This is a genomic window from Alistipes putredinis DSM 17216 (genome assembly GCF_000154465.1).
Lineage (GTDB): Bacteria > Bacteroidota > Bacteroidia > Bacteroidales > Rikenellaceae > Alistipes > Alistipes putredinis.
Genome location: NZ_DS499577.1, coordinates 553308 through 568144, shown reverse-complemented (window position 1 = coordinate 568144; position 14837 = coordinate 553308). Strand labels below are relative to the sequence as shown.

General features: G+C 42.0%; 12 protein-coding genes, 1 tRNA gene and 1 pseudogene. 1 reads left to right on the top strand and 13 read right to left on the bottom strand.

Going from position 1 to position 14837, the window contains the following annotated elements; translation table 11 throughout:
• Window positions 1-14: 14 nt before the first annotated feature.
• Both ALIPUT_RS02735 and ALIPUT_RS02730 read right to left on the bottom strand, forming a co-directional pair.
• Window positions 15-476 (bottom strand): hypothetical protein, encoded by a 462-nt coding sequence (locus tag ALIPUT_RS02735; protein WP_004328125.1) that lies wholly within the window; start codon window positions 474-476, stop codon window positions 15-17.
• 35 nt (window positions 477-511) lie between these two features.
• Window positions 512-1624: a DNA-processing protein DprA gene (locus tag ALIPUT_RS02730; RefSeq protein ID WP_004328124.1), complete on the bottom strand. Its 1113-nt coding sequence runs from the start codon at window positions 1622-1624 to the stop codon at window positions 512-514.
• Between the two features lie 194 nt (window positions 1625-1818).
• Here ALIPUT_RS02730 and ALIPUT_RS02725 point away from each other — a divergent pair.
• Window positions 1819-1889, top strand: a tRNA-Cys gene (locus ALIPUT_RS02725).
• Window positions 1890-1962: 73 nt separating this feature from the next.
• Here ALIPUT_RS02725 and ALIPUT_RS02720 read toward each other — a convergent pair.
• The 11 genes and pseudogenes from ALIPUT_RS02720 to ALIPUT_RS02670 form a co-directional block, all read right to left on the bottom strand.
• Entirely contained in the window at window positions 1963-2349 is a 387-nt protein-coding gene (locus ALIPUT_RS02720) for a hypothetical protein (RefSeq protein ID WP_004328123.1), read from the bottom strand.
• A 10-nt stretch (window positions 2350-2359) separates the two neighbouring features.
• Entirely contained in the window at window positions 2360-4399 is a 2040-nt protein-coding gene (locus tag ALIPUT_RS02715; RefSeq protein ID WP_004328122.1) for a radical SAM protein, read from the bottom strand.
• Window positions 4399-5967 (bottom strand): ATP-binding protein, encoded by a 1569-nt coding sequence (locus tag ALIPUT_RS02710; protein WP_004328121.1) that lies wholly within the window; start codon window positions 5965-5967, stop codon window positions 4399-4401. Before ALIPUT_RS02710 ends, ALIPUT_RS02715 begins: the two co-directional genes overlap by 1 nt.
• A 6-nt stretch (window positions 5968-5973) precedes the next feature.
• The gene (locus tag ALIPUT_RS02705) at window positions 5974-7647 is read right to left on the bottom strand and encodes an ATP-binding protein (protein ID WP_004328120.1); all 1674 of its coding nucleotides are present in this window, start codon (window positions 7645-7647) and stop codon (window positions 5974-5976) included.
• Between the two features lie 2 nt (window positions 7648-7649).
• Complete coding sequence (locus ALIPUT_RS02700; protein ID WP_004328119.1) at window positions 7650-8840, bottom strand: hypothetical protein; 1191 nt, start codon at window positions 8838-8840, stop codon at window positions 7650-7652.
• A 111-nt stretch (window positions 8841-8951) separates the two neighbouring features.
• Window positions 8952-9629, bottom strand: a complete 678-nt coding sequence (locus ALIPUT_RS12030) for a hypothetical protein (RefSeq protein ID WP_004328118.1) — start codon at window positions 9627-9629, stop codon at window positions 8952-8954.
• A gap of 18 nt (window positions 9630-9647) precedes the next feature.
• A complete protein-coding gene (locus ALIPUT_RS02690) occupies window positions 9648-10718 on the bottom strand; it encodes a relaxase/mobilization nuclease domain-containing protein (protein WP_004328117.1) in 1071 nt (356 codons plus the stop codon).
• A complete protein-coding gene (locus tag ALIPUT_RS12330) occupies window positions 10708-11064 on the bottom strand; it encodes a plasmid mobilization protein (RefSeq protein WP_004328116.1) in 357 nt (118 codons plus the stop codon). Before ALIPUT_RS12330 ends, ALIPUT_RS02690 begins: the two co-directional genes overlap by 11 nt.
• A 73-nt stretch (window positions 11065-11137) precedes the next feature.
• Window positions 11138-12076, bottom strand: a complete 939-nt coding sequence (locus ALIPUT_RS02680; RefSeq protein WP_004328115.1) for a toprim domain-containing protein — start codon at window positions 12074-12076, stop codon at window positions 11138-11140.
• Entirely contained in the window at window positions 12066-13874 is a 1809-nt protein-coding gene (locus ALIPUT_RS02675; RefSeq protein WP_004308094.1) for a reverse transcriptase/maturase family protein, read from the bottom strand. Before ALIPUT_RS02675 ends, ALIPUT_RS02680 begins: the two co-directional genes overlap by 11 nt.
• A gap of 556 nt (window positions 13875-14430) precedes the next feature.
• Window positions 14431-14604: pseudogene (locus ALIPUT_RS02670) on the bottom strand (toprim domain-containing protein); the annotation flags it as partial.
• Window positions 14605-14837: the final 233 nt, after the last annotated feature.

The window sequence follows — 14837 nt, the reverse complement described above, 5'->3', positions numbered from 1 at the left end:
TCGGAAATTTTGTCTTAAAATATTTTGTTTATAGAGTTGGTGTCTCGTTGTTCTGATTCGGTGGGTATATTATTTAATTCGGATTTTTTTGCTTTTATTTCATCAATAATGTTGTTTATTTCCTGAATTGAATCTACATCTTTACTCAACAAGTAGTGAGTTGTACTTGATGTACTGCCATATCCGTTTCCGCTGCTTCCAGATACTTTTACATATGCTTGCTCGAATTTCCAACCCAATGCGGACATAATGTTAAGTGCTTCCACCCGGGAATAGAAGATTTCAGCTTTTTCATTTTCGTTTTCGAGTCTGATATCTTTCTTTTTATTGCGTTCTTGCCCGTAATCGAGGTATATTCGAGTTTTTTTCTGACTTACGATTTGTTCAATAATTTCACAGAAAATTTTGTTTTGTGCAAAAGTGAAACTGATTGGGCTGATAGTAAATAAAAGAAATAAGATGACGAATTGTTTCATAGGATTGGGATAGTGTATTTTGTATTTATTTTTTATTAGCGTAGTTTCATATATCGGTTCCCCGGAAGCTGCCGGACGGCTCCGGCCATTTCGAGTCCCAGCAGCAGGGCCGAAAGTTCGCCGAATCCGAGCCCCGAGAGTTCGCAAAGCTCTTCTGCGGATATCGGGTCGTCGGTGCGGAAGCAGCCCAGCAGCCCCTCTTCGTCGCGCGTGAGTGCTGCGGGAGCCGCTGTCGGCCGGTCGATCAGATCGCCGGGGCGGTTCTGGTCCCACATCATTTCCCGCACGATATCTTCGCCCGTGCATACCATTTGGGCACGCTGGGTCCGAATCAGCAGATTGGCTCCGGCCGAGGCGAAGTCCGTCGCGCGTCCAGGGACGGCCATCAGCGTGCGGTTGTAGCCGTCCGCCAGCCGTGCCGTATCCATCGACCCGCCTTCGACGGGCGATTCTACGACGACCGTACCGCCGCTTATGCCTGCCAGCAGACGGTTGCGGGAGTGGTAAAAGTTGCCGTTCTGCCTGGTTTGGGAGTGCAGCTCCGAAACGACGGCTCCGCCGTGTTCGATCATATCCCGGGCGACGGCCGTGTGCTGTGCGGGCGTGATGCCGGGAAGGGCCGAGGCGATGATGCCGACGGTCGGCATGCCGAAAGCGAGCGCCGCACGGTGACAGGCCGTATCGATGCCGAAGGCTAGGCCGCTCACGATCACCGTATCCGCCACCCGGTCTGCCAGTTCGCCGATCAGCCGGTCGGCCATCTGTTGCCCGTACGGAGTCATCCGACGCGTGCCGACCATCGTAAGCGTCGTCTTGCCGAGCGCTTCCGGGGAACCCAGAACATACAGCACATGCGGGTAGTCGGCGGTTTCGCGCAGCAGGGCCGGGTATTGTGCGTCGGTGGAGGCGATGATCTCGATCCCGTGTTTGCGGCAATGTTTGACTTCGCGCTCTGCGTCTGCGAACGCTTTCTTTTGGAGGATCGCCCGCGCGAGTTCCGGTCGGAGTCGGGCTTTTTCGATGAGTTCGTCGGCCGAAGCGGAGAAAACCGCCTCTGCCGAACCGAATACGTCGAGCAGATGGACCGCCCCTTTCGGGCCTATTCCCGGCGTGAGGGTAAGGGCTATGTCTGGAATTTCGCGCTTCATTTTCCGTATCCGGCAATCCCCGAATGAGTTCGGCTCCGCCTCTTTTGGGCGAAACCGTAGGTTCCGGACCCGCTTCGGGGCTTCGGTTAGCGGTTGTAAAGATAGGTTTTTGCCGATAAAAATGCAAAGTTGCCCGGAAGTTTTGCAGAAAAGAGAAATCTTCGTATATTTGCAAACCCGATCCAGGGAATCAGGGTCTGATGGCCGAGTGGCTAGGCAAAGGTCTGCAAAACCTTGTACAGCGGTTCGAATCCGCTTCAGACCTCACAGAAACCGCGTTGCAGCTATCTACAACGCGGTTTTATTTTTGAATTGTCATACATTTGTAATACCAACCTTTATTCGTGGCTGGTTTCTTCAATATAAGATAACAAGCTATAGATATCCAGATGAATTTGGCGGGTTGCTCGATTCATTTTATCATCTAATTCTTGCCATCGTTTTTGGGCTGCATTTGGTTTGATAGCTTCCTCATATGTTCCAACAACATGTTCTACTTCTTTTTCCAAAGTATGCGATAACTGAAATATCGTTTGTTCATCAATATAAGACGGACGACATTTCTCATTCAACTCTACAACCTTATTAAATAATGTTTGAGCATTTGATTTATACTTAAATCCATTCGGCTTTTGAGTACCATAACCATGTACATATTCTCCATAAGGTGCTGCAACTAATGAATCATATAGTTGTTTTATTTCTAATAACAATACATTTTCCATAACAATATATTTATTTGATTTTTTGCGTCCGTCTTAATTCTTTGAGCGGATTTTGGTCATATACTTGTTTTAGTTTATACAGATCCGTATTAGGTTCGATAATAGCTTGTCGATAGCTGACATAATATCCCAGTAACGTATCGACATAAGAATTTCCAGTATGATATGATTTGCTAAAATCATTTTTATGAATAATATTCAACGCCATTTCCCATTCTTTGGATGATACATTTTCCTTGCAAGTACAAAAGGCTTTCCACCACGAGTGGGCCGATGCATTGCATATCGAATCATTTCCTAAAATCTCAATAGCCGTTTTCTTTCCGCCATTTTCCAGCCCAAGCCATTCGAAGAAATAACGATAAATAATCATGGTTTCTGGCATTTCAAGAAGCTTATGGTATTCCTCGATATTTTCGCCAAAAGCTTTCATGAAAAATGATGTTCCCTTGCCAATCTTACCTTTTGTACTATTGAGAACAGCCTGAATAGCTCGGATATACTTACGATTCCAGTATTTGCCAATATAGTCTCGATTGTGAGAATAATCCTCATCCATATCTTCCGTGCGACGGATGGGGTGGTATTTCATGGGAAAAGAATAGATACTCACATTTAATCGATCACACAATTCTACATTGATCCTTAACCGATGATATAAATCATCTGGATGATCATCGAAGTTATATAACAAGTAGTTGGAGAAATCTTTCAATCCAACCTTGCTGCTCATTTCAATCGCGCGAGTATATTGTGCTTCCGTTTTTATATTATCGAAAGCTATTCTTAACGGGCGTATTGCGATTCTGCTTAACTGCTTGACATTCTCTTCGGTAAATAAACGAGCATCTACACCTTGGTTGAAATCGACATAGCGATGACGAGGAGCAGGTTTAAAATGTTTCTTATAAATATCCTTTATTTCGTCATATGCGGCGAGCAGGTGTTCTTTTGTAGTCGTAAGAAGCTTATTAATTTTATATTTTTCAAAAATGATTTTATATATCTCAAATGATTCTTCGCCTTTTAATTTTTGGTAAAATTCCATAATTAAGGACTGGGCTTTTCTAATATTTGCCCGTTCGTTAATCACAGGTGTAGAGCGCAAATGAGCAATGGATAACGCAAGTAAATCTGGTTGAATAAATATAGCGTCTTTACCAAATCCGCAAGCTACAATATCATTGATAATCGTATCGAACTCCGAAGAGGCTAATATGTTATTATCCATTAATAAAAGGTCTTTTTGATCACCGTATTGTTTTCGGGTTTCTTCGATTCTCTCTCGAAGAGGAATATAGGAATTATAAACAGGTTCTAATTTGGGAACAGCGCAAAACGGACATTTTCTTATGCATCCACGTGTGGTATATCCATAATATGCATTGTTCATTGGATATTTATATTCAATTTCATCAAGAATTGAATAATCTAAAGGCAAATTATCGATAATGAGTTGATTCCTTTTATCTAGTTGTCCGGGAATGTTTAAAATTCCTTTAAATGGCTTGATCCCAGTTGCCTCGTAAACCTCTTTTGCTTGAATGGTTGCTAATACACCTCCAACCATCAAATTTTTTGTGTCTTTAACTAGTTTTTTTGCAAAATTGATGGTGTCGATAGTAATGCGCCAATGGAACGTGAACAAAGTTGTTACAAAGACGCGATCCCATTCGGGATCTGCTTCCCAGTTTTTTTTCCAATAATAATCTTTAAACTGATTAATTTTGTTTGTCAAAAGAATCTCCATATTTGTGGAGCTAATCGGGATTTGAACTAAGAAATCCCGCCGCCTTGTACGAATATACTCAACAAACAAATCTTTGTAAAGATTCCAATTAATGTTTTCATCTATTTTATAAAACTCATCAATACATTTATTGGCAATGCGTTCTATAACAAACTGTTTTAAATCCCCTTTATAGAAAACGACTTCATGACCTAACATTTTATGATAGGTCGATAATTTCATAAGCCCAATTGGTGGATACTTATTTGAATAGTTTGGCTCTATAAGCAGTATCTTTAATTTTTTTCGAGGTCTTGCCATTATTCTTCTATAAGTTCTCTTATAGCTTTTCGTTGTAATTCTCTAATTAATTTAATATGTGAAACCGGACAGTTTCTTTGATATGACATACACACTCTGCGAATTAATGCTGCAAGGTCTTCGGGATAGTGATTATTCAATATTTCAAAGTCATCGAGCTCAGGTTCAACCTGCGGGATAGGACTTGATATAGGTAATTCAGATGCAGGTATGCACGGTATCTCTTGGTCCATCTCTGTATGTAAGTCTTTGATTCGCCGTTTATACGACTCCAGTACTTTTTGTGCTACAGGATTGGTTGCATTCTTGGATTTGGTGATACTCTTAAGTTTTTTGCAAGCATCTGTTAATTGTTTTTGAGCATTAACGATATTTTCAGTTGCGGGAGCTTGAATTATTTTGTAAGCATCTATATAACGCTCGACTGCTTTTTTTGTATCATTGGCTAAATGATATAACTTAACTAATCCATCGAAGAAATTTCGAATTAGACACTTTAGGCATTCTGCTTCTGGGGTAGGAGCTAATCCGTCACGGGCACTATTTAGTTTGATTTTTTGATTCGCAATATGGATTTCTCCATAAAAATATTTATTACCTCGGGTTTCATTACGAGGGAAATAAGTTGTTAGCATATCGGCTTCTCCAACTTGAATATTGTGTTTTCGGAGCCGAAATTGGCTGCTTGTATCTGATACGGGAATTGCTTTGGTAAAATCGGTCAAGGCGTACCAGCCCCATGCTAACAATCCGTATGTATCATCTTTTAACGAGAAATACTCTAATCCGTTGATTGTATCATTTGTTCCAACGACACGTAATCCGTATCGTTTTTCTATCGCCGTGCCGTTAATTGAGATTGGGAAATATCCAACATTTTTTTGTAACTCTTCATATTCCCCTGACACACTGGTCATAATCAATTGATTCCTAAATTGAGCTGAATAATCGACTGGAGCAACTTCCCTTAAATAGTCTGCAATAATGTCTTTATTCAACAATGCTGGATATTGTAAATCAATATTGCATAAAGTAACTATAAAATAATGGTCATCTTTATTTTCATCGTATAAATTGCGAGATGACGCGGAATCTATTACATCCGTGGCATCGCGTTTATCGTTTTCGTCATTAAGAATCGCCTTGATTTTATCAATATCGAAAACAATTTCCGAAGCAAACTCTTCTCCTTTGTAGGTTGTTCTAAATGATAATTTTTTACAGAAATAGCCGCCAACTAATCGCCCTATGCCGAACTGACCTGCGGATGATTCTCCGTCCTTATTGGAATCTGCTATATCCAGCAAAACGGATTCGACTCGTTCTACGGGTATGCCAATGCCATTATCCCTAATTTCTATAAACCTCTTGGCAGAATCAATAGTAATAGAAATTCTACCATCGGTTATAGCTCCTAAAATACCGTGATTGACGGCATCATTGATAGCGTCTCGTGCATTTTGAACATATTCACGATAGATCAGCTTTTCATCCCCATACATTTGAAACATGAGCATGTTTATAAGCCCTTTACCAATGCGGGATTTATGCGTTTTCAGCTCTGCCATAGTTTATTATCCGTTGGGAAATTGTTTGTATGTCGGCCTTGGGAATCTAATATTTACAATCGATCGTAATGCCGGATTGGAAATAATATATTCCCCGGGAGATAATCTCGTCATCATATTTTGATAGACCTTAGGCACGTATTTGTAATCGGCTTTTGATATTTCGATAGCATTAGTCCGACCATAAGCATGAGTAGAACAATTGCCCTTAACTCGATCGTGTATAGCACTTCGGAATTGCTCCACCGAAAATAGAATAATGCCTAATGATCGGCCTCGCTCTGTGATTTCCAATAATTGACGTAGAATTGGGGAGTTTTTCGGAATATCGTTCGAAGCATATTTATTCAATTCATCAACAAACAAAATTATCTTATCAGGAATATTATCACGATCAGCGCCCAGTTTCATTTCATATATTGCACGGGCTACACTACCAAAAACGAAACTTTGAGAGTTTTCGTCTAATCGGGCAATATCGATTACCATAACCTGATTAGCTGTCAGATTGTGTTGAATCTCGCTTGTGAGGTCTACTTCTCCTACGTTATCATGTATTACTTTTGAGAAAATATCATTCTTGATCGCTTTACTAACACATCTCTTAAATTTTCTCCAGCTAGTTACTTGAATTTCATTCTTTACACCTCCATTGGCAGCGGTTTTTGTATACTCATCCAATTTATCTTGAAAATCTTTCCAATTATTCACACCGGCAAAATACCCTTCTCCATTTATGACATAATTAACGCAGCTTTCTAAAGTTCCAGTACTATCATCTTCATTGGCCAACAATAAATCCAATTTATCTTGAGATTTGTCATAGGTGAATTTATATGTAAAGGCTTTGTGATTTTTCTTTTGTCGTTCAACGTCTTGAGGATGAGCGTATGATTGCGCATGTTGCATTATTTCATCCTTTGTGTAAGGATAGTAATAGCGAACATTCTTAAAGGGTTCTATTGATAACCCTAAATCCGCATATATCTTTTTATCTTTCTCCGGCAGCTCTGTATTCGTTTCATCAATGGCCATAAGATCTCGTCCTTTGACATTGAAAAACACAAAAGCCACACTACTTCCGTCTATATCTTTGAATTTATGTTGAATTGCATTAAGGAGGAACATTGAATAAGATGTTTTTGCTGCTAATCCTGAAATACCGGATATATTCAAATGCGCTCCGTCTGGTCCAATTAAAAAGTGAGAATTAAGCTCGACTTTAACTTTTTTGGCTGCATTGCCTTGGTACATTTCCAAATAACCGCACACCAAAGGATTTTTTACATCATTTAGTCCTAAAGCCGTTCGAATATCCTCTTCGTCACAAAGCGAGACTTGTTTGCCATCCAGTACTGGGGTATAAATATCATCAGTATTGCAAACGACTTTTGCTTTTACGTAATTCATTCCAAGCCGATTCATTTGCCCAATAGAATCAGCTGTATCACCAAAATTACTTGATATAAAATTAGTGAAATGGCTCGCAGCATCCGTTACATGCGTAATTTCTTCGATAACTCCATATGTAATAGACTTATCGCTATTAGAGGATACATGTTCAACTTTAACTATGTCGAACGGACTCAAAATTTGTCCTTTATCTGTCCAAAAATAGAAATTATCAATGGTAGATGGCATCTTTTCAGTTGCCGATACTTTTCCAATAACCTGTAACATCTTTAGAATAAATTTAATATTATATTCGAATCCACATATTTCGATTTGCAAAACGATTCTGTCAAGAAAATTGGATATAGGTGATTTGCCCAGCGTGTATCAACGCCATAGCAAACTGGATAAGCTTCTCGAATTAAATTTGCGCTTATCATATCAACCTTGTCTGTTTCCAATTTGTCATTTTCATCCATCAAGACCATTTCGCACTTTACGATGTCAGAAAAATGTGTTTCTCGAAAATCGTGGTTACGTAATCGCACATACCACACGGCAAAATATGATTTTCCACCTTTGTGGTCTGATTCATAACGGTAAACTTTAGTTCGTTCGTAAGGTCCTAAATTTGCAATAGTTTTCGATAACCGATTCCCTTCAAAATCCGGCAACAATTCAGGGTCGAAGAGTTTTGAAACGCCAACTACATGCTGATAGTTGCTTCTTAAGTTATCCCATTGAGTTCTGTTTAAATTTGAGAAACTCGGATTATATTCCAAAGAACCATCTTTAATCAACCATGATTCATTATGTAACTTTCCAACTTTACATAATCTCTCAACCATCAATTGTTCTTCATCGGTCATTTCGTTCTGAATACATGCAATGCCCCGATGTTTGTAATTATCCCGGCCTTGTTCTTGTGGATTAATATTAGTCCTGTACAAAAGCAATTTATTGATGCCTAATTGCAAATCTTTTAATTTTGATATCTTATCTATTACTTTAGAATTAATAGTTTCACAAAATGACCGGCAAAAATTCTCACCGCCATCGTCATCGTCATAATCATCTGGCATTGCCATAACAATTTTGTTATTCAGTTGCCAGCATTTAAAGGTATCGCGATCTTTTCGCTTGCAACACCCAACAATAATTTGTCCTGCAATGATTGGAAATATCTTTTTGCCAATACCGATATCATCTATTTTGAAAGTGTGTCGCGATCCATCCAAAAAATATTGAAAAATGGGTGGAGGAACTTTGGGTGACTTGAACAAATATGCGATGGATACTGTTTTTACACGAGAATGATCTGTTTCCGCGAATGTACTTTTAGTAGCATTTGCGATTGTTTTATCATCATAATTATAGGCAATAGTGTCATTATCTACTGAATCAAGACATATCTTTTTTGTCTTGAAGCATTGATATTTGCCCTTTCCTGCCTGTTCTATATAGTCGAGAATCATTCCCATATTTTAATTCCAGTCAGATTATGGCTGCGTTATATTCTTTAAAATTTAATACTCATACAAAATTAAACAATTTATGTTAATCATCAGGCTTTCTAATAGTAAAATACATTTTTAATCTGCCTTAATTTTTTTGAGTTGTTGTTCGAAATATTTTGCTGCTTGCTCATTTAACCGTACTTGTTCGTCATGCACGGCTTTTTGCCTTGCTATTTTTTCAAAGGTTTCAACATCTTTTTTCATCTGACGGATTTTTGCGTTGTCGCGGTTTAGTTCGAATAGCTCTTCCAGTTCGGCAATACGGTCGGGTGTCGCGTCGCCTTTCATCTTTATATAGCGGTATTTCAGGTCGTTGTCGATGCGGTCATGATTCGGTCGGGTAGCGAAATAGAGTGCCGACGACAAAATCATGCAGCTTATAAAAAGAAATAGCACCAAATAAATGACGAATGGGGATTCGGAGCTGAAAATCACTCGGTGTCGGATTATTCTCGGCGGCAGTTCGGCGGGGATTTTGATTGCCTCGACAGATGCTTGCAGATTATCGATACCGGTTTGCGTTTTGGTATAGTTCTGCTCTATGCTCTCCAATCGTCCGGCAAGCTGGATTATTATCGCCTGATGCCGCTCTTGTTCTGTATATACGATTTGCTCCAATCGTTGCGACAAGTCATTGTCGCTTGATTGATTATTGTTTGCTGTTTTTGCCGCTAGTTCGGTCTTGATGGTTTTGACCATCGTCTCCTTGAAGTCCTCATACATTTCGTAGGACATCATATTATTCTCTTTCATGGTTGTATCGCTTCCTGTTTACAATTTCTGCTTGGATTTGGTCATGCGTTCTCGCAAGCGACGTTCCCGCTCCATTGCGGCAATCGCCATCGCTTCGGCGACGGTATTGAGCAATGCCGTGATGCGGGCGAGGTACTCTTCGGGACTCTCGCCGGGTTTGCGTTGCAATTGGGCTTCGGACAATTCGACCGGCGAACTATTCGGCGGCAACGGAAGTTCGCCGATATTACCGCCGAAATTGACCGTCGGCCTATCCGTGTTGGTCTTTCCGCCACCCGTTCCGAACAGATCGGAGAAGGCCGAACGGTAGGAACCTGCCGCCGCATGGAAGTCTTTGACAATAGCGCTTCGATGTCGGGTTTGCTGTTGTGCGTACGCAAAATGCAGATTCAGTTTCGAGAAGCTGAATTGCCGGTCGATCTTCGACCCCGAAAACTCGAAGTCGTTTTTTGAAAATAGAACGCCTTGTTTTCGGTCGGTATTTCCGCAATACTTATAGCGGACGTTGATGCCTTGCTCTTTTAATCTACCTTCCAGATCGTTCCAACTCTTACATTTGGGCAGACATCCTTTGATCGCATCATATATTTCGTATTTGGTCTTGTCCGGTTCGCGCAATCGCTCCCGCCGCACGCTGTCCTTTCCCGGCGCAAGATGCAACCCGTATTTCTCGGTTAGTTCCCGGCAGACTTTCGTATTGCGTATTTTAATATTCTTGTCCGATATAGTCTGCCCCTTGTTCCCGACCCGGTTATAGACCAGATGGCAGTGAGGATGGGGCTGGTCGAGGTGACGTACCAGCAGATATTGCGTGTCGGTAATACCCATTTTCTGCATATATTCTTTGGCGATCTGCGTCATCAGCGCATCGGTCATGTGCGGAGCTTCTTTCGGCGAAAACGAGAAGGAGATATGCCCGACCGTGTTTTTCAACCGAGGGTTCAGTCGGGTCTGATCCTTAAAATCCTCGATTATGTTCTTTACCTCCGGCGGGTTTACGCCTTCGGCATCGAGGATGCGCGACAGTTCCTTCATCACATAGCCGACAGTCCCGGCAAAGGATGAACCGGCAATGATTTTACCGATCATCGCGGATCTGTTTTAGCAGGGCTTCGAGGCATGCCATAATGGCCGCGTGACGGGATGCGACACTTGAAAATCCTTTCGCATGGGCAAGCCGTGTCAGTTGATTCAAGTTGCGAGCTATGCCTTTGAGCTGGGTTACGAAATCCAGATGCTCGCGACGCAGGCGTTCTCGTACCGCTCCTGTCCGAAGCAGTTGTCGGATGATTTCCGCCGGATGCTGCCCCGAAGTACGGGCCAATGACCGAAGACGTAAATAATGCTCCGTATCGAGTCGCGTACTGACGATATATCGGCGAACACGACCTTTACTCAATTCCGGCCGTCCGCCCTTGTTCTGTGCTTGTTTCATCGGTTTGTGTGCAGGAGTTAGACCAGCGGGATGTTCGGTAGGTTTTCGTTTACGAAAACACAAACTTGCCTTCCTAAACCTTTACCCCTTTCCGGCGTTGTGGCTCAACCGCCGCTGTTTTTGCTTTTAGAAGTTGCGGATTATTCCGAACAGATTGAACCGTCTTTGTTTTGGAGGCGTTTTTCTGTGCCGCCAACTTTTTCGCATGGTCTTTTATGTGGGCGATCAGATAGTCGTTGACATCCTTGTGTCCGGAGTAGAAACAGCTTTGATCGACGACTTCGCTGCGGGGGCAAAGACGAATCAACTCGGCGGTCGCTTTACGACCCGCATTGTCATTGTCGAAGAAAGCATGAATCGTCGAATGGCGTGCGAGAAACGGAAGCGCTTTCGGAAGATTGACGACCGAGTTTAATACTATTACGTCGATGCGTAGTTGGTCGGGGTGCTTCGTCGAAAGACAGGAGAGAAAATCCATGAACCCCTCGAAGGCGATTACCGTATCGGTGCAGTTGTCGATCGTCGTAATCTGTTTGGGCGATGCACTTCCTTTGAAGCATTCCGAGCGCAACTCCCATCCGCCGGCATCGTTCGGAAATCCGATGGCGAAATATTTTCTGCCATTGATCGTATAGCGTATCTCCCGACAATAAGTGCAGGCAACCTCCGGAACGATACCGCGCCGCCGTAAATAGTCGAGCAATGCCGAATGACGAAGCGGTGTGTCGGAGAGGATACGGAGCGCGGGAACGGTCGATAAAGGCGACAAAGATCGGGGTGCAGCGATCGGTACCCTCTCTCTGTTTCTCAGCAATCGGACGGCGTGTGCGAAATCGCACCGCTCCAACCGCATTACAAGGTCGATAATGGAACCGCCTTCGCCCAGTCGTAGGCTCGGTACAGAACGCCTTACTGCCTTTCGGCAGTAGGTTTTCCCGTACCTGCCCCCAAACCGTACTTGCATGTCTCCACGCATACGGCTCTCCGTTGATAACATGACTTTATTTAGCATGGCTGTGTATTTTGGCATAACACTTTTCACAGACAACCAATGTCTTCCTATGCTTTTCAAGCATCAGCCTGTCGCATTCAGTTTTTCCTTTAAGCTGATTTAGCTTTCTGACATGACGCATGACTACAGGTCCGACTTTTCCACATAATTCACATGTTCTCGCATCCAATCGCTCAGTAAGTGTCGGCTGTGGAATTGCGATTGTGTAGGATAAGTCGTTTACCTCCGTATAGTACATTGGTGGTTTACGTTTGAATCCCTCATTATAGAATTTCCTGTACCGTAATTTACCTTTTGCATCCTGATATGGCACTATAATGTCATTCCCAACCTTATATTTGTCAATGACTTTGCTTACAGTGCTATTGGTTTTTCCTGCAATGGTATGGTACATACTGTACTCCATGATGTATCCAAACTTTGAGAGCGCGTATGCCACGTTGTTGGCAATGCAGTAGTAGTTGTAGAACCCTCTGATTTCAGAGTTATATGCCGCCACTATGTCCTCGATTTTCTTCTTCATAAGATTGCCTCTGAACTTTGCAAACCAAACTTGTCGGCCATTTTCTACCTTGTATCTGATGGCGCTGTATTCTTCCAGTTTGTTCCGCACCGTTTCTATGGCGACCTTTAGGACTATCTTACCGTTGTAATAACGGGCTGGCACATTGTTCTTGTCCCGCTTGATAGCATCAGACTTACGGACTGAAACATCGAAGCCAAGAAATTTCGCGGGCTTTTGTGCGTTTGTTATCAATGTCTTTTCCTGTGACAGTTCCAGCTTGAGGTTTTCTTCCATATACTTGGTAATGTCCGACTTGATTTTAACGCACTCTGCCTTGCTTCCGATAACACCAATGAGGAAATCATCTGCGTATCTTACGTATCGAAGCCTTCTGTATGTTTCATCCATACTGTCTCTGCTCTCAATCTTTTGCCTTTCACGTCTCAGTTTCTCATACTCATCCCTAAGCTGTAATCTGACATCTGCATCCTGTATGTTCTTGATGCTTTTAAGGATGCGTTGCATCTTATCGCTAAGTTGCTTGTATTCTTTGGTGATGTGTCTTTCTTTTCCCTTATTGAAGCGTAGGGCGTATTCTTCCATATACTTGTCAAAATTATCAAGATAAATGTTTGCCAGTATAGGACTGATATTACCGCCTTGTGGAGTTCCCTTGTTTGTATTATGAAACTTCCAGTCTTCAATATATCCCGCATTCAACAACTTGCGGATAAGCCTTAGAAATCTATCATCGGCAATCCGTTTCCGCAAAGTTGCAATCAATACATTGTGGTCTATGTTGTCGAAGAATCCTTTAATGTCTCCTTCCACAAACCATTTTGTACCTGTAAATGTCTTTTGGATATGGGTCAATGCGGTATGGCAGCTTCTGTTTGGTCTGAATCCATGTGAGGTGTTTGCAAACACCTCTTCATAGACGGCTTCAAGAATCATGCGCACCACCTCCTGTACAAGTTTGTCCTCAAAGGAAGGAATTCCAAGCGGTCTTTTCTTACCGTTTTTCTTGGGTATGTATATCCTTTTTGCCGGATTAGGCTTGTAAGACTCATCTCTCAAAGATGCAATGACTTTGTTTATTCTTTGAAGACTCATCCGATTGATGGTTTTCCCATCCGTACCGGGTGTCATATTGCCTGGTTTGGCGTAAATACGCTGGTAAGCAACATGAAACATCTCCTCATTGAATAAGATACGGTACAGCCTTTCGAACTTGTAATCCGAAACTTTACCATGCTTGTTTAAAGCTTTTAATACTTGCTCAGGACTTCTCATAATGTCTCACACATTTTCCATTATTTGTATTAAGTTATCTAACTGCTTCCCTTCGCCATGTACAAGGCTTTCCCTTGCTCGGACTACTACGGAAGCTCCGTTCCCATGTCAGATATTCAGGGTCCTATGCCCATAGCCTTACGGCATTCTGATTTAGGGAATCCCCATTTGCTTTCACAATAACTGTTTGGCTCGGCAGACTGTCGGATGCGACTTACGTTCCTATTCCACTTATTGTGGTTGCTCTGAAGCCAGCTCCTGCTCCATTGTAATTTCGGTTTACATGGGGTGCTTCAGCCCGACGTGAATCAAATACCTTTCGTCGGGGCTGGTACGTGTGCAGCAGAACTATCGTTCAACCAATCAGGCTTCATCCTTGTGTCTGTCTTTTCCTCTCGCCATGCAGTCGCAGCTTGGTATTTAGCTGACTAATGACTTTACCGACATGCTTTTGTCACCTTTGGATTTCTCCTCCAGCTAAGTCGTTGAGGATAGGTCTGTTGAACTCTAACCTAATCTCTTGCCATAGAGATATTTATTGTGTAGCCTATATGGGCGCATCATAATCGAACCACAGGTTGCGGTCGGTGTTCACCTTGAACGAGGCTTCCGTTTCCTGACGGAACGGGGATTTATACCACAGGCAGTTTCCCTGTTGCTTTACGGGCGAATAACCCAAACTTTGCAGATAGTCCGCAATTTTGATTTGTTTTGCTTCTTGGATGTTCATGATATAATTTCTATGGATTTGATGATGACTGTAAAAACGTTGATTTGATGAATGAGATATGTATTGTCCTATACGTTAATGCTTTATATTCTCAACATCTTCTCAACAAACCACTCACAAATAGAGAATCCAACAAACTGATGCTGTTTCCCTCTCAACTTTTCTTTTCGATTGTTGAGAATTTGTTGAGAGTGTATGCTGTTTATTATCAGTATGGTTATATCATTATTCAT